Source organism: Bacillus sp. CD3-5, assembly GCF_006349665.1.
GTDB lineage: Bacteria > Bacillota > Bacilli > Bacillales > Bacillaceae_G > Bacillus_A > Bacillus_A paranthracis.
Genome location: NZ_VEPX01000003.1, coordinates 86,535 through 102,387, shown reverse-complemented (window position 1 = coordinate 102,387; position 15,853 = coordinate 86,535). Strand labels below are relative to the sequence as shown.

The following is a 15,853-nucleotide window of genomic DNA, read 5'->3' as shown; positions in this document are numbered from 1 at the left end:
AAAGACACCTTCTTGCTTGAAGGTGTCTTTTTACAAACTTCTTGTTAACATAATAAAAATTATGGGTAAGGAGAATTGGGATGAAAAGAGAACGATTATTACATCTTCATTACTTGTTAGCAGACCATTGGAAGGCGATAGAGAGGCTATTACATGTCGATCCAGAATTGAAGGAAATATACAATTTTAATGCAAAACAAATTGAATGTTACACTGGAATATCCTCGAAAAAATCTTCAGAATTAGTAAATTTTCTTCAAAGTTCAAATCTCCCACAATATATATCTTATTTAGAGAAAAATCGATTCTTTTATATGACAATATGGGATGAAGATTATCCAAAATTATTACGTGAAATACAAGATCCTCCCTTTGTATTATATGGAAAAGGAGAAAAAGATTTTCTCAATAAAGTGAATAAATTAGCGGTTGTTGGAACAAGAGAACCGACTTTATATGGATATGAAAGTTTGAAATTTATTTTACATCCATTATTAGAAAAAGAATGGCTTATTGTCAGTGGATTTGCAAGAGGGATAGATGCGATGTCTCATGAAATTACAGTAAGACGGCATTGCCCAACAATTGCGATACTAGGACATGGATTATCGTATATATATCCAAGAGAGAATCGATATTTATATGAAGTGTGGAATGAATATATATTGTTATTAACAGAGTATCCTCCGCACTATGCACCGAAAAAATGGTATTTTCCAAAAAGGAATCGAATTATTAGTGGCATAAGTAAAGGTGTTTTAGTTGTAGAAGCGAAATCAAGAAGTGGAACACTTATTACCGCAGACCTTGCTCTAGAGCAAAATAGAGAGGTATTTGCACTGCCTGGACCTATATTTATAGATAGTGCATCAGGAACAAATCATCTCATTCAACAAGGAGCGAAACTAGTAAGAAATGCAGAAGATATACTGGAAGAGATTTTAAATTAACCTTATATTTTTATGTTTTTATTAAACAATTATTGACAAATGGTAGATAGGCACTGTATGGTATATTCATTCTTGATTGACAAAAACAAGAGAAATCAATAAGATTAATGAAGACTTGAATCCACCTCTTAAGGAGGCACTAGCATGTCAGATTACCTCGTAATCGTGGAGTCGCCTTCTAAGGCGAAGACCATTGAGAAATATTTAGGGAAAAAATACAAAGTTGTCGCGTCTATGGGACACGTTCGCGATTTACCTAAAAGCCAAATGGGGATAGAAGTAAAGAACAACTTCACCCCGAAGTATATTACCATTCGTGGTAAAGGTCCCGTCTTAAAAGACTTAAAATCAGCAGCAAAAAAAGCAAAGAAAGTCTATCTCGCGGCCGATCCAGACCGCGAAGGGGAAGCTATTGCTTGGCATTTAGCCAATACGTTAAATGTGGACGTTGAATCAGATTGCCGAGTTGTGTTTAATGAGATTACAAAAGATGCAATAAAAGAATCATTCAAACATCCTCGCGCGATTAACATGAATTTAGTAGATGCACAACAAGCAAGACGTATACTAGATCGTCTTGTTGGTTACAATATTAGTCCTTTATTATGGAAGAAAGTAAAAAAAGGATTAAGTGCAGGACGCGTACAATCTGTAGCAGTTCGTTTAATTATCGAACGTGAAAGAGAAATACAAAGTTTCGAGCCTGAAGAATTCTGGACAATTAAGACAGAATTTGTGAAAGGGAAAGACACATTTGAAGCAAGCTTTTACGGTGTAGATGGTGAAAAAGTTCAATTAACGAATGAAACACAAGTGAATGAAATAATTGAACGGCTGAAAGATAATGCGTTCTCAGTTGAAAATGTAACGCGAAAAGAGCGAAAACGTAATCCAGCATTACCATTTACAACATCTTCCTTGCAACAAGAGGCGGCGCGTAAGTTAAACATGCGAGCAAAGAAAACGATGATGCTTGCGCAGCAATTGTATGAAGGAATTGATCTTGGAAAACAAGGAACTGTAGGTCTTATTACGTATATGAGAACTGATTCAACACGTATCTCAGAAACAGCTCAAACAGAGGCACGTACGTACATTACTGAGGCGTTTGGTACGGAATACATAGGAACAGAAAAGAAGAAAGAAACGAAGAAGTCGAACGCACAAGATGCGCATGAGGCAATTCGTCCTACTTCGGTAATGAGAAAGCCAGAGGAACTAAAGAGTTTCTTAAGTCGTGACCAACTTCGATTGTATAAATTGATTTGGGAGCGATTTGTTGCAAGTCAAATGGCGTCTGCTATAATGGATACTGTGACAGCGAGACTCATTAATAATAATGTTCAGTTCCGTTCAAGTGGATCGGTTGTAAAGTTCCCAGGATTTATGAAAGTGTATGTAGAGTCGAAAGATGATGGGGCTGAAGAAAAGGATAAGATGTTGCCACCTTTAGAAGTAGGGGAAACCGTATTTTCGAAGGATTTAGAACCGAAGCAACACTTTACACAACCTCCGCCGCGCTATACAGAGGCTCGTTTAGTAAGAACACTTGAAGAGCTTGGAATTGGAAGACCGTCGACTTACGTACCGACACTTGAAACGATTCAAAAACGTGGATATGTAGGTTTGGATAATAAACGCTTCGTTCCAACTGAACTAGGTGAAATAGTAATTGAACTTATTTTAGAGTTTTTCCCGGAAATTATTAACATTGAATTTACTGCTAACATGGAGCAAAGCCTCGATGAAGTAGAAGAAGGAAATGCGAATTGGGTAAAAATTGTTGATGATTTCTACGTAGGATTTGAACCGCGTTTAGAAAAAGCGGAAAAAGAAATGCGTGAAGTGGAAATTAAAGATGAACCAGCTGGGGAAGATTGTGAATTATGTAATCACCCAATGGTCTTTAAAATGGGTAAATACGGGAAATTTATGGCTTGCTCGAATTTCCCAGATTGTCGTAATACAAAACCGATTGTGAAAGAAATCGGTGTTACTTGTCCGAAATGTGATAAAGGTCAAATTATTGAACGTCGTAGTAATAAAAAGAAACGTCTTTTCTATGGGTGCGGTACGTATCCAGAGTGTGACTTTGTATCTTGGGATAAGCCGATTGGCCGTAAATGTCCGAAGTGTGAAGGTATGCTAGTAGAGAAGAAGTTGAAAAAGGGCGTACAAGTACAATGTATTTCGTGTGATTATGAAGAAGAACAACAAATGTGAGCGTAACTGCTCACATTTTTTTCGGGAAGAAAAGGAAAGGTGATAAATATATGACAACACAAGTAGTAAACGTCATTGGCGCAGGTCTTGCAGGAAGTGAAGCAGCTTACCAAATTGCAAAACGTGGTGTCCAAGTAAGATTATACGAAATGAGACCGGTAAGGCAAACGCCAGCTCATCACACAGATAAATTTGCAGAATTAGTATGTAGTAACTCGCTTCGCGCAAACACATTAACAAATGCTGTTGGTGTTATTAAAGAAGAAATGCGTTTAATGGATTCTGTTATTATTCGTGCAGCTGATGAGTGTTCTGTACCAGCAGGAGGGGCTTTAGCGGTAGATCGTCATGAATTTGCGGCAAAAGTAACGGAATATGTGAAAAATCATCCGAACGTAACTGTGGTGAATGAAGAAATCACTGAAATTCCAGAAGGTCCTACTGTTATCGCGACAGGTCCACTTACGTCGCCTGATCTTTCTGCGCAATTAAAAGAATTAACGGGTGAAGACTACTTTTATTTCTATGATGCAGCAGCACCGATTGTTGAGAAAGACAGCATTGATATGAATAAAGTGTATTTAAAATCTCGTTACGATAAAGGTGAAGCGGCATATTTAAACTGTCCAATGACGGAAGAGGAATTTGACCGTTTTTACGAGGCTTTAATCGCTGCTGAAACAGTACCTTTAAAAGAATTTGAAAAAGAAATTTTCTTTGAAGGTTGTATGCCGGTAGAAGTTATGGCAAGTAGAGGAAGACAAACACTAGTATTTGGACCGATGAAACCTGTTGGATTAGAAGATCCGAAAACAGGGAAAACGCCATATGCTGTTGTTCAGTTACGCCAAGATGATGCAGCGGGAACGTTATACAATATCGTAGGTTTCCAAACGCATTTAAAATGGGGACCGCAAAAAGAAGTGTTACAGTTGATTCCAGGACTGGAAAACGCAGAGATTGTACGTTATGGTGTAATGCATCGTAATACATTTATTAATTCACCTAACTTGCTTCGTCCAACATACCAATATAAACAACGTGATGATTTATTCTTCGCTGGTCAAATGACTGGAGTGGAGGGATATGTTGAATCAGCGGCTTCAGGATTGCTAGCAGGTATCAACGCTGCTCGACTTGTAAAAGGTGAAGAGCCGGTTGTATTACCACCAGTAACTGCGATGGGAAGTATGGCGAATTATATTACTGCGACAAATGCAAAAAACTTCCAACCGATGAATGCAAACTTCGGCCTGTTTGCACCGTTAGAGAAGAAAATTAAAAAGAAAGCAGAACGTAATGAAGCATATGCAACACGCGCTTTAGAAACGATTCGAAATTTTGTAAATATTTAGTTAAATTTCTTGCAAAGGCTACTAAGTTGTGATACGATTTAGTAGCCTTTATTGAGGTGAATTGTGTGAATGTGAAGAAATTGTTACAATTATTCGTTGGATATTTACAAATTGAAAGAAATTATTCAAAATATACAATTGCAAGTTATCAAAATGATTTAGAACATTTTGTGCAATTTATGGAGCGAGAAGGCATATCCTCTTTTTTAGATATTACATACGCGGATGTTCGTTTGTACTTAACGACGTTGCACGATGAAAAGTTAGCCCGTAAATCTGTCGCAAGAAAAGTATCAAGCTTACGAAGTTTATATCGTTTTTTGATGCGTGAAGGTTATCGGAAGGATAATCCGTTTGCACTTGCGTCACTCCCCAAAAAAGAATTGTCAATCCCAAAGTTTTTATATGCTGAAGAATTAGAGGAATTATTTGAAGTTTCTGATACGGAAACCCCGTTAGGTCAAAGGAATCAAGCTTTATTAGAGTTGATGTATGCGACCGGGATCCGTGTGAGTGAATGTGTCAATTTACAACTTACCGATATTGACTTTGCGGTGGGAACAATTTTAGTAATGGGAAAAGGAAAAAAACAAAGGTATATTCCGTTCGGGAGCTATGCACAAGATGCTTTAATTACTTATATAGAGAACGGGAGAAAACAGTTAGCCAAGAAAACTGAAGAACAATCTCATATGGTATTTTTAAATGCGAAAGGCACGCCGCTGACAAGTCGAGGGGTACGCTATGTATTAAATGAACTCATTAAGAAAGCTTCACTGACAATGCGTATAAGTCCTCATATGTTAAGGCATACATTTGCTACACATATGTTAGATGAAGGGGCAGATTTACGTACTGTACAGGAGCTACTCGGTCATGAAAATTTGTCTACGACACAAATTTATACGCATGTCTCTAAAGAAAGATTGCGTTCTGTCTACATGAAGCATCACCCACGGGCATAAATTGCTTTTAAAGCTATAAAAACATATAAAGGAGTTTTTTCTATGGGAAATTTCCACGCTACAACGATATTTGCAGTTCATCATAATGGAGAATGTGCAATGGCTGGAGATGGCCAGGTGACAATGGGAAATGCTGTTGTAATGAAACATACAGCTCGTAAGGTTCGTAAACTTTTTCAAGGGAAAGTTTTAGCTGGTTTTGCAGGTTCAGTTGCTGATGCATTTACTCTTTTTGAAATGTTTGAAGGGAAATTAGAAGAGTATAATGGAAACTTGCAGCGTGCTGCTGTTGAGATGGCGAAGCAATGGCGCGGTGACAAAATGTTACGTCAGCTAGAAGCGATGCTCATTGTCATGGATAAAACAACGATGCTCCTTGTTTCAGGTACGGGAGAAGTGATTGAACCGGATGATGGTATTTTAGCAATTGGATCTGGCGGAAATTATGCGCTTTCAGCAGGTCGTGCTTTAAAACAATATGCAAGTGAACATTTAACAGCGAAGCAAATTGCGAAAGCGAGTTTAGACATTGCAGGCGATATTTGTGTGTATACAAACCACAATATAATTGTGGAAGAATTGTAGAATCGTAAGGGAGGCATTTTATATGCATTTACATTTTACTCCGCGTCAAATTGTGGAAAAATTAGATCAATACATTATCGGTCAAAAGGATGCGAAGAAAGCGGTTGCTGTAGCTTTAAGAAATCGATACCGCCGAAGTAAATTAGCTGAAAATCTACGTGATGAAATTGCACCTAAAAATATTTTAATGATTGGACCGACAGGTGTTGGTAAAACAGAGGTAGCACGACGAATGGCGAAACTCGTTGGAGCACCTTTTATTAAGGTTGAAGCTACGAAATTTACAGAAGTTGGATATGTAGGTAGAGATGTAGAATCGATGGTACGTGACCTTGTGGAAACGTCAGTTCGCATTGTGAAAGAAGAAATGGTAGTAAAAGTACAAGACAAAGCAGAAGAACAAGCGAACCAACGTCTTGTTGAAATTTTAGTGCCGAGTCCGGAGAAGCAATCTGGATTTAAAAACCCATTAGAAATGCTATTTGGTGGCGCTCAAAATTCGAATCAAACAACAGATTCACAGGAAGATGTTGAAATCGAAAAGAAACGTCAAGATGTGGAAAGAAAGCTTGCTGCAGGACTTCTTGAAGATGAAATTGTATCGATTGAAGTGACTGAACAACAGTCTTCCATGTTCGATATGCTGCAAGGAACTGGCATGGAACAAATGGGGATGAATTTTCAAGATGCATTAGGAAGTTTTATGCCGAAAAAAACAAAAAAACGTAAACTTTCTGTAAAAGAAGCAAGAAAAGTCTTGACAAATGAGGAAGCACAGCGCTTAATTGATATGGATGAAGTTACACAAGAGGCTGTTTATCGTGCTGAACAGCTCGGGATTATTTTTATCGATGAAATTGACAAAATTGCTGGTAAGCAGTCGAATAGTGTAGATGTATCACGTGAAGGTGTGCAACGTGACATTTTACCAATTGTAGAAGGATCAAATGTTGCGACAAAATACGGATCAGTAAAAACGGATTATATTTTATTCGTTGCAGCTGGAGCGTTTCATATGTCTAAACCGTCAGATTTGATTCCGGAATTACAAGGGAGATTTCCGATTCGAGTAGAATTAACAAAATTATCGACGGATGATTTTGTTAAAATATTAATCGAGCCTGACAATGCGTTAATTAAACAATATATTGCTTTATTAGCGACTGAAGGTATAGAAATTGAATTTTCAGACGAAGCTATTCGTAAGATTGCTGAGATTGCTTATCAAGTTAATCAGGATACAGATAATATTGGAGCAAGAAGACTTCATACGATTATGGAGAAGCTCCTTGAAGATTTATCGTTTGAAGCATCTGAAATTACGTTAGAGAAAATAACGATAACGCCTCAATACGTTGAGGAAAAATTAGCAACGATTGCTAAAAATAAAGATGTGAGCCAGTTTATTTTGTAATAGTGTCATCAGGTGACTCGCCCTAGTTTCCAAGTGATGAAAAAATATGTGAGTAACATGTAGGAGGAACTTTTGAAATGGAATTATTAGCAAAAACAAGAAAATTAAATGCGTTATTACAGAGCGCAGCAGGAAAGCCTGTAAACTTTAGAGAAATGTCTGACACAATGTGTGAAGTAATCGAAGCGAACGTATTCGTAGTAAGCCGTCGTGGTAAATTACTAGGTTATGCAATTCACCAACAAATCGAGAATGAGCGTATGAAACAAATGCTTGCAGAGCGTCAATTCCCAGAAGAGTATACACAAAGCTTATTCAACATTACAGAAACATCTTCAAACTTAGATGTAAACAGTGCTTACACAGCATTCCCAGTAGAAAATAAAGAATTATTTGGTCAAGGCTTAACTACAATCGTACCGATCGTTGGTGGCGGTGAGCGTCTAGGTACATTAGTTTTAGCTCGTCTTGGTCAAGAGTTCTTAGATGATGATTTAATTCTTGCTGAGTACAGCTCAACTGTTGTAGGTATGGAAATTTTACGTGAAAAAGCAGAAGAAATTGAAGAAGAAGCACGTAGCAAAGCTGTTGTTCAAATGGCGATCAGCTCATTATCTTACAGTGAGTTAGAAGCAATCGAGCACATCTTCGAAGAATTAAACGGAACAGAAGGTTTACTTGTTGCAAGTAAAATTGCTGACCGCGTAGGAATCACTCGTTCGGTAATCGTAAATGCACTTCGTAAATTAGAAAGTGCTGGTGTAATTGAGTCGCGTTCTTTAGGTATGAAAGGAACATACATTAAAGTATTAAACGACAAATTCTTACATGAACTTGCTAAATTAAAAACAAACTAATTTATAAAACTCTTCTCATTTTTTGAGGAGAGTTTTTTTGTATAACAGATTGATGTTGTTCGTACATAGCGTCATAATCGCATTTTTTTGAAAAGCCATGAATTGCATTTCAATTTTTGCTTAAAAGAAATGCAGGTTGGTAATACTAGAATTCAAGTATGAACAAAGAAAGTTTTACATTGTTCGCATTTTCGACTTGATTGTAATATTTCAGTATGATATAGTAAGCAGTGGTGTCAGTACAAAGTACACACGTTTACTGATTTAAGTGTTGGTGCTACGTTTGTAGTTTCGCTTAGAGATGAAGTAAACGGAGGATATCAAAAACCATTTAGGAGGAACTATATTATGTCAGTAATTTCTATGAAGCAATTGCTTGAAGCTGGTGTTCATTTTGGACATCAAACTCGTCGTTGGAACCCAAAAATGAAGCGTTACATTTTCACAGAGCGTAACGGTATCTACATCATCGACTTACAAAAAACTGTGAAAAAAGTTGAGGAAGCTTTCAAAGTTATGCGTGACATCGCTGCTGAAGGCGGAGACATCTTATTCGTAGGTACTAAAAAACAAGCACAAGAAGCTATTAAAGAAGAAGCAACTCGTGCTGGTATGTACTTCGTTAACCAACGTTGGTTAGGTGGAACTTTAACTAACTTCCAAACAATCCAAAAGCGTATCAAGCGTCTTAAAGACATCGAAAGAATGCAAGAAGATGGTACTTTCGAAGTACTACCTAAGAAAGAAGTTGTTCAACTTAAAAAAGAGTTAGAGCGTCTTGAGAAATTCTTAGGCGGTATTAAAGATATGAAAGGTCTTCCAAGTGCATTATTCGTAGTAGACCCTCGTAAAGAGCGTATTGCAGTTGCTGAAGCACGCAAATTACACATTCCAATCATCGGTATCGTTGATACAAACTGTGATCCAGACGAAATCGATCACGTTATCCCAGCGAACGATGATGCAATTCGTGCTGTAAAACTTCTTACATCTAAAATGGCAGACGCGATCCTTGAAGCAAAACAAGGTGAAGAAACTGTTACTGCGTAACAAAGTTGGAAAGGTGATAAGGGGTTCGGCCTTTTATCACCTTTTTTAAGGTATAAACACCTTTATAAAAGGTATAAATACATATTTTAGGAGGATGAAAAGTATGGCAATCACTGCACAAATGGTAAAAGAATTACGTGAAAAAACTGGCGCAGGTATGATGGACTGCAAAAAAGCTTTAACAGAAACTAACGGCGACATGGAGAAGGCAATTGACTTCTTACGTGAAAAAGGTATCGCGAAAGCTGCTAAAAAAGCAGACCGCATCGCTGCTGAAGGTTTAACTTTCATCGAAACAAACGGTAACGACGGTTTAATCTTAGAATTAAACTCTGAAACTGATTTCGTTGCGAAAAACGAAGGTTTCCAAACATTAATTAAAGAATTAGCTGCTCACTTATTAGCTAAGAAGCCTGCTAACGTTGAAGAAGCTATGGCTCAAACAATGGAAAACGGTAAAAAAGTTGAAGAGCACATCAACGAAGCAATCGCTAAAATTGGTGAAAAGCTTACACTTCGTCGTTTCGAAATCGTATCAAAAACTGATGCAGATGCATTCGGTGCTTACCTACACATGGGTGGACGCATTGGTGTTCTAACAGTTCTTGAAGGTTCTACTGATGAAGCGGCTGCTAAAGACGTAGCAATGCACATCGCTGCAGTTAACCCAAAATACATCGATCGTGATGCTGTAACAGCTGAAGAAGTTGAGCATGAGCGTCAAGTATTAACACAACAAGCATTAAACGAAGGCAAGCCTGAAAAAATCGTTGCTAAAATGGTTGAAGGCCGTCTAGGCAAATTCTTCGAAGAGATTTGCTTACTTGACCAAGCATTCGTTAAAAACCCTGATATGAAAGTTCGTCAATTCGTTGAGTCTAAAGGCGCAACATTAAAAGGATTCGTTCGCTACGCTGTTGGTGAAGGTATCGAAAAACGCGAAGACAACTTTGCTGAAGAAGTAATGAACCAAGTAAAAGGTAGTAACTAATACAGATTAGGGAACACATTGTGTTCCCTTTTTTAAAATAAAGATGTAAGCAATTGGAGGTTCATTATGAGTAAACCGAAATATAATCGTGTCGTTTTAAAGCTGAGTGGAGAAGCTTTAGCTGGCGAGCAAGGATTTGGAATCAACCCAGCTGTTATTAAGTCAGTTGCGGAACAAGTGAAAGAAATTGCAGAACTAGATGTAGAGGTTGCTGTTGTTGTTGGCGGCGGTAACATTTGGCGTGGAAAAATTGGAAGTGAGATGGGCATGGATCGTGCAGGAGCGGATTACATGGGCATGTTAGCAACAGTTATGAATTCATTAGCTCTTCAAGATAGCTTGGAGAACATCGGAATTCAAACTCGCGTACAAACTTCAATTGAAATGCGTCAAGTGGCAGAGCCTTACATTCGTCGTAAAGCAGTTCGTCACTTAGAGAAAAAACGTGTTGTTATCTTTGCAGCAGGTACTGGTAACCCATACTTCTCTACAGATACAACGGCAGCGTTACGTGCAGCGGAAATTGAAGCTGACGTAATTTTAATGGCGAAAAACAATGTGGATGGCGTATATAATGCAGATCCATCTATTGACCCAACAGCTACGAAATACGAAACACTTACTTACTTAGATGTATTAAAAGAAGGTTTAGGTGTAATGGATTCTACAGCTTCTTCTCTATGTATGGATAATGATATTCCATTAATTGTATTCTCAGTTATGGAAAAAGGGAATATTAAACGTGCCGTGTTAGGCGAAAATATCGGAACAGTTGTAAGGGGGAAATAAATATGGGACAACAAGTATTGAAGTCTGCAAATGAAAAAATGGAAAAAGCGGTTGCTGCTTATTCACGCGAATTAGCAACAGTTCGCGCTGGTCGTGCAAACGCGTCTGTATTAGATAAAGTACAAGTTGATTACTATGGTGCACCAACACCAGTTGTGCAATTAGCGAACATTACAGTTCCAGAAGCACGTTTACTTGTAATTCAACCGTATGATAAAACTTCTATCGGTGATATCGAAAAAGCAATTTTAAAAGCAGATTTAGGCTTAAACCCTTCTAATGATGGAACTGTAATTCGTATTGCATTCCCTGCATTAACAGAAGAGCGTCGTCGTGATCTTGTAAAAGTTGTGAAAAAATATGCTGAAGAAGCAAAAGTTGCTGTTCGTAACGTACGTCGTGACGGTAACGATGATCTTAAGAAGCTTGAAAAAGCTGGCGAGATTACAGAAGACGATTTAAGAGGATATACTGAAGATATCCAAAAAGAAACAGATAAATATATTGCAAAAGTTGACGAAATCGCAAAAAACAAAGAAAAAGAAATCATGGAAGTGTAATAGCGATACTTTCGCAAATATGACCCTCTTCTTAAGGGGGTCTTTTTACACTTTTAGGCATACGTCTGCTTGTTGGAGGGTATGAATGATGTTTAAAAACTTTCCTTTTTTTAAAGGTAAAAAGGACACATCGTTTGATCATCTCGTTGAAGAAGTGAAAAAAGGATACATCCCAGAACATATTGCCATCATTATGGATGGTAATGGAAGGTGGGCAAAGAGGAGAGCGATGCCTCGTATTGCGGGACATCATGAAGGCATGCAAGTTGTAAAGAAAATCACAAAATTTGCAAGCAAACTTAATGTGAAAGTATTAACTCTTTATGCTTTTTCAACTGAGAACTGGAAAAGACCAAAAAAGGAAGTTGATTATTTAATGAAGCTTCCAGAAGAATTTTTAGGTACATTTTTACCAGAATTGATTGAAGAGAACGTACAAGTCCGTGTAATAGGGCAACAAGATCGTCTTCCTACGCATACACGCAGAGCGATGGAGAAGGCCATGGAAGAGACGAAAGAGAATACGGGATTAATTCTGAATTTCGCGTTAAACTATGGAAGTCGAGATGAAATCGTTTCTGCTGTGCAACATATGATGAAAGATCGTGAGGAAGGAAAAGTTCGTGTTGAAGATGTAAGCGAAGAAATGCTTTCTTCCTACTTAATGACGAGTTCTTTACCTGACCCAGAATTGTTAATCCGTACGAGCGGAGAGCTACGTATTAGTAATTTCATGTTATGGCAAATTGCATATTCGGAATTTTGGTTTACAGATGTGTATTGGCCAGATTTTACCGAGGAACATTTGCTAAATGCGATTACAGACTTTCAACATAGAGGGCGCAGATTCGGAGGCGTGTAGAAAGAGAGGGTTTGGTAGTGAAACAGAGAATTATTACTGGAGTGGTTGCTGCCGCGCTATTCATTCCCATCGTAATTTACGGTGGCGTGCCTTTTACGGTTTTAGTGTATGCACTTGCTTCTATAGGTTTATATGAATTAATTCGTATGAATAAGCTTACGCTTATTTCAGTACCAACAGTTTTAGCTGCAGTATTATTATGGATTATTTTAATTCCAAGTAGTGCATCAGAACTGTTTACTTGGATTGGATTAGGTAAATTAGAAATCACATTTGTGATTGTTTTATTACTTTTATCATATACAGTCCTTTCTAAGAATACATTTACTTTTGATAATGCTTCATTTTTACTAATGGCAACAACATATGTTGCAATGGGATTCTTATATCTGAATGAAACGAGGATATTAGGAATTAAATATGTGTTTTGCGCATTATTTGTTATATGGGCTACTGATTCAGGTGCATATTTCGTAGGAAAAGCATTAGGAAAAAGAAAATTATGGCCAGAAATTAGTCCAAATAAAACGATTGAAGGTTCATTAGGCGGCATCGTTTGTGGAATTGTTGTGGCACTTGTTTACAATATGTTCTTCCCAGTTCAGGCTAATGTAGGGATTTTAATTGTGTTGACAATTATCATTTCTATTTTTGGACAAATTGGTGATTTAGTACAATCTGCATTTAAACGTCATTATGGCGTAAAGGATTCAGGTACAATTTTACCTGGACATGGTGGTATATTAGATCGAACAGATAGTTGGTTATTCGTTTTACCAATTCTCTACTTCTTATTACAATACAATTAATAAATGAACGAGGGGTTGGAGTCATGAAAAACATTAGTTTATTAGGTGCAAGCGGATCAATTGGTACACAAACTTTAGATGTATTACGCTCGCACCCAGACCAATTCCGTCTCGTTGCTTTTTCTGTAGGGAAAAATATTGACTATGCAGTAAAGGTCATTCAAGAATTTTCTCCGCAAATTGTCTCTGTGCAAAGAGAGGAAGATGTTTTAAAATTACAAGCTGTCTCTGGTAATACAAAAATTGTATATGGTAGTGAAGGACTTTTAGAAGTAGCATTACATCCAGATGCAGAGATAGTAGTAAATGCTGTTGTAGGTAGCGTAGGGTTGTTACCAACACTTCGTGCAATTGAGGCGAAAAAAACAATTGGAATTGCAAACAAAGAAACGTTAGTAACTGCAGGGCATCTTGTAATGGAAGCAGCGCGAAAACATAATGTTTCGTTACTTCCAGTAGACAGCGAACATTCAGCTATTTTTCAATGCTTGAATGGTGAAAATGAAAAAAGAATTTCTCGACTAATTATAACGGCTTCTGGTGGAAGTTTCCGTGATAAAACGAGAGATGAATTGCATCATGTGACCGTAGAAGATGCGCTTCGACATCCAAACTGGTCAATGGGTTCGAAAATTACAATTGATTCTGCTACAATGATGAATAAGGGGCTAGAAGTAATTGAAGCACATTGGCTTTTTGGTATCCCTTATGAGCAAATCGATGTTGTTTTACATAAAGAAAGTATTATTCATTCTATGGTTGAATTTGAAGATCGTAGTGTGATGGCACAGCTTGGCTCACCTGATATGCGAGTGCCAATTCAATACGCACTTACATATCCTGATCGATTACCTCTTTCAGACACAAAGCAGTTAAACTTATGGGAAATAGGAACGTTGCATTTTGAGAAGATGAACCAAGAACGTTTCCGTTGCCTACGTTTTGCGTATGAAGCTGGAAAAGCAGGTGGAAGTATGCCAGCTGTAATGAATGCAGCGAATGAAGTAGCTGTTGAAGCTTTTTTACAAAAGAGAATTGGTTTCTTAACAGTGGAAGACCTCATTGAAAAAGCAATGAACCATCACAATGTCATTGCACGTCCAAGCTTAGAGGAAATTCTGGAAATTGATGCAGCCACAAGACGGTTTGTGATGGAACAAATTTAGCAAAGGTGGTATGGAATTGAATACAGCGATTGCCTTTATATTAATTTTCGGTGCACTCGTATTTTTCCATGAGCTAGGGCATCTATATTTCGCAAAACGAGCAGGTATTTTATGCCGTGAGTTTGCGATTGGTTTTGGTCCGAAAATATTCTCATTTGAAAAGAATGAAACGGTGTATACGATTCGATTACTGCCCCTTGGCGGCTATGTAAGAATGGCTGGCGAGGATGCAGATACAGTTGAGTTAAAGCCTGGGAAAAAAGTTGGCCTTGTATTAAACGAAAAAGACGAAGTTGCAAAATTAGTTTTTGATGGATATGAAAAGTATCCCAATGTTCGTGTTATTGAAGTCGAACAATCTGATTTAGAGCATAATTTAACAATTTCGGGTTATGAAGAGTACGAGGAAGAGCTTCAAACATTCCGAGTGAATGAGAAGGCTCGTATTATTACTGCCGGTGAAGAAATTCAAATTGCTCCGTATAATAGACAGTTTGGCTCTAAGAAATTAGGTCAACGTGCTTTAACGATCTTTGCGGGTCCTGCAATGAACTTCATTTTAGCATTTGTTATTTTTGTGATTCTTGGATTTGTACAAGGTGTTCCTGTTGACAAACCAATGGTCGGAAAAGTGATGGAGAATAGCGCAGCAGAGCAAGCTGGGTTAAAAGAAAATGATACAATTCAAGCTATTGATGGGAAAAACACAAGTACATGGAAAGATGTTGTTACCATTGTACGTGAAAACCCGAATAAAGAACTTACGTTACAAGTAAAGCGTGATAGTGAACAGTTTAATGTGAAAGTAACGCCAACGCTTGATAAAGAAGGTAAAGAAGAAGTTGGTAGAATCGGTGTCTACTCTCCTGTAGAGAAAACAGTGATGGGGTCTATTAAATCAGGTTTTGAACAAACATACCAATGGACGAAACTAATTTTTGAGTCTCTTGTGAAATTAGTAACGGGCCAATTCTCTATTAATGAGTTGTCAGGTCCAGTAGGAATTTATAATCTAACAGATCAAGTAGTAGATTATGGATTTACGCGTGTATTAAGTTTAGCAGCAGTTTTAAGTATTAACCTTGGTTTATTTAATTTACTACCAGTTCCCGCTTTAGACGGTGGACGTTTGTTCTTCTTCTTAATTGAGGCATTGCGCGGGAAACCAATTGATCGCCAAAAAGAAGGAATGGTTCACTTTATTGGTTTTGCATTATTAATGTTACTTATGTTAGTTGTAACTTGGAATGACATTCGTAAGTTTTTCTTGTAAAATA

The 15,853-nt window shown here is 37.6% G+C and carries 15 protein-coding genes; all 15 read left to right on the top strand.

Annotation, left to right across the window (positions count from 1 at the left end; genetic code table 11):
* The first annotated feature begins 80 nt into the window (after window positions 1-80).
* The 15 genes from dprA (at window position 81) to rseP (ending at window position 15,849) form a co-directional block, all read left to right on the top strand.
* A complete protein-coding gene (gene dprA / locus FH036_RS07915) occupies window positions 81-950 on the top strand; it encodes a DNA-processing protein DprA (protein WP_061131599.1) in 870 nt (289 codons plus the stop codon).
* A 144-nt stretch (window positions 951-1,094) separates the two neighbouring features.
* Window positions 1,095-3,173, top strand: coding sequence for a type I DNA topoisomerase (gene topA, locus FH036_RS07910; protein WP_001286973.1), 2,079 nt, complete (start codon window positions 1,095-1,097; stop codon window positions 3,171-3,173).
* 50 nt (window positions 3,174-3,223) lie between these two features.
* The gene (gene trmFO, locus FH036_RS07905; RefSeq protein ID WP_002028254.1) at window positions 3,224-4,528 is read left to right on the top strand and encodes an FADH(2)-oxidizing methylenetetrahydrofolate--tRNA-(uracil(54)-C(5))-methyltransferase TrmFO; all 1,305 of its coding nucleotides are present in this window, start codon (window positions 3,224-3,226) and stop codon (window positions 4,526-4,528) included.
* 65 nt (window positions 4,529-4,593) lie between these two features.
* Window positions 4,594-5,493 (top strand): tyrosine recombinase XerC, encoded by a 900-nt coding sequence (xerC, locus tag FH036_RS07900; protein ID WP_001101228.1) that lies wholly within the window; start codon window positions 4,594-4,596, stop codon window positions 5,491-5,493.
* A gap of 42 nt (window positions 5,494-5,535) precedes the next feature.
* Window positions 5,536-6,078, top strand: coding sequence for an ATP-dependent protease proteolytic subunit HslV (gene hslV / locus FH036_RS07895; RefSeq protein ID WP_000526271.1), 543 nt, complete (start codon window positions 5,536-5,538; stop codon window positions 6,076-6,078).
* A gap of 22 nt (window positions 6,079-6,100) precedes the next feature.
* Window positions 6,101-7,492 carry an ATP-dependent protease ATPase subunit HslU gene (gene hslU, locus FH036_RS07890; RefSeq protein WP_000550081.1) on the top strand — a complete coding sequence of 464 codons (1,392 nt, stop codon included), beginning with the start codon at window positions 6,101-6,103 and terminating at the stop codon, window positions 7,490-7,492.
* A gap of 77 nt (window positions 7,493-7,569) precedes the next feature.
* Window positions 7,570-8,349 (top strand): GTP-sensing pleiotropic transcriptional regulator CodY, encoded by a 780-nt coding sequence (gene codY, locus FH036_RS07885; protein ID WP_000421288.1) that lies wholly within the window; start codon window positions 7,570-7,572, stop codon window positions 8,347-8,349.
* A 348-nt stretch (window positions 8,350-8,697) separates the two neighbouring features.
* Window positions 8,698-9,399: a 30S ribosomal protein S2 gene (gene rpsB, locus FH036_RS07880; RefSeq protein WP_000111483.1), complete on the top strand. Its 702-nt coding sequence runs from the start codon at window positions 8,698-8,700 to the stop codon at window positions 9,397-9,399.
* A gap of 103 nt (window positions 9,400-9,502) precedes the next feature.
* On the top strand, window positions 9,503-10,390 hold the full coding sequence (tsf, locus tag FH036_RS07875; RefSeq protein WP_001018580.1) for a translation elongation factor Ts: 888 nt from the start codon (window positions 9,503-9,505) through the stop codon (window positions 10,388-10,390).
* A gap of 66 nt (window positions 10,391-10,456) precedes the next feature.
* On the top strand, window positions 10,457-11,179 hold the full coding sequence (gene pyrH, locus FH036_RS07870) for a UMP kinase (protein ID WP_000042663.1): 723 nt from the start codon (window positions 10,457-10,459) through the stop codon (window positions 11,177-11,179).
* A gap of 2 nt (window positions 11,180-11,181) precedes the next feature.
* A complete protein-coding gene (frr, locus tag FH036_RS07865) occupies window positions 11,182-11,739 on the top strand; it encodes a ribosome recycling factor (protein WP_000531500.1) in 558 nt (185 codons plus the stop codon).
* An 85-nt stretch (window positions 11,740-11,824) separates the two neighbouring features.
* Window positions 11,825-12,601 carry an undecaprenyl pyrophosphate synthase gene (gene uppS / locus FH036_RS07860; protein WP_000971300.1) on the top strand — a complete coding sequence of 259 codons (777 nt, stop codon included), beginning with the start codon at window positions 11,825-11,827 and terminating at the stop codon, window positions 12,599-12,601.
* 17 nt (window positions 12,602-12,618) lie between these two features.
* Window positions 12,619-13,410: a phosphatidate cytidylyltransferase gene (gene cdsA / locus FH036_RS07855; protein ID WP_044791580.1), complete on the top strand. Its 792-nt coding sequence runs from the start codon at window positions 12,619-12,621 to the stop codon at window positions 13,408-13,410.
* Between the two features lie 23 nt (window positions 13,411-13,433).
* The gene (gene dxr / locus FH036_RS07850; RefSeq protein ID WP_000790359.1) at window positions 13,434-14,576 is read left to right on the top strand and encodes a 1-deoxy-D-xylulose-5-phosphate reductoisomerase; all 1,143 of its coding nucleotides are present in this window, start codon (window positions 13,434-13,436) and stop codon (window positions 14,574-14,576) included.
* A gap of 16 nt (window positions 14,577-14,592) precedes the next feature.
* A complete protein-coding gene (gene rseP / locus FH036_RS07845) occupies window positions 14,593-15,849 on the top strand; it encodes an RIP metalloprotease RseP (RefSeq protein ID WP_001090239.1) in 1,257 nt (418 codons plus the stop codon).
* The last annotated feature ends 4 nt before the right edge of the window (window positions 15,850-15,853 follow it).

Coding starts and splice junctions, on each gene's coding strand:
- dprA (WP_061131599.1), top strand. CDS start 81: ATGAAAAGAGAACGATTATTACATCTTCATTACTTGTTAGCAGACCAT.
- topA (WP_001286973.1), top strand. CDS start 1,095: ATGTCAGATTACCTCGTAATCGTGGAGTCGCCTTCTAAGGCGAAGACC.
- trmFO (WP_002028254.1), top strand. CDS start 3,224: ATGACAACACAAGTAGTAAACGTCATTGGCGCAGGTCTTGCAGGAAGT.
- hslV (WP_000526271.1), top strand. CDS start 5,536: ATGGGAAATTTCCACGCTACAACGATATTTGCAGTTCATCATAATGGA.
- hslU (WP_000550081.1), top strand. CDS start 6,101: ATGCATTTACATTTTACTCCGCGTCAAATTGTGGAAAAATTAGATCAA.
- codY (WP_000421288.1), top strand. CDS start 7,570: ATGGAATTATTAGCAAAAACAAGAAAATTAAATGCGTTATTACAGAGC.
- rpsB (WP_000111483.1), top strand. CDS start 8,698: ATGTCAGTAATTTCTATGAAGCAATTGCTTGAAGCTGGTGTTCATTTT.
- tsf (WP_001018580.1), top strand. CDS start 9,503: ATGGCAATCACTGCACAAATGGTAAAAGAATTACGTGAAAAAACTGGC.
- pyrH (WP_000042663.1), top strand. CDS start 10,457: ATGAGTAAACCGAAATATAATCGTGTCGTTTTAAAGCTGAGTGGAGAA.
- frr (WP_000531500.1), top strand. CDS start 11,182: ATGGGACAACAAGTATTGAAGTCTGCAAATGAAAAAATGGAAAAAGCG.
- uppS (WP_000971300.1), top strand. CDS start 11,825: ATGATGTTTAAAAACTTTCCTTTTTTTAAAGGTAAAAAGGACACATCG.
- dxr (WP_000790359.1), top strand. CDS start 13,434: ATGAAAAACATTAGTTTATTAGGTGCAAGCGGATCAATTGGTACACAA.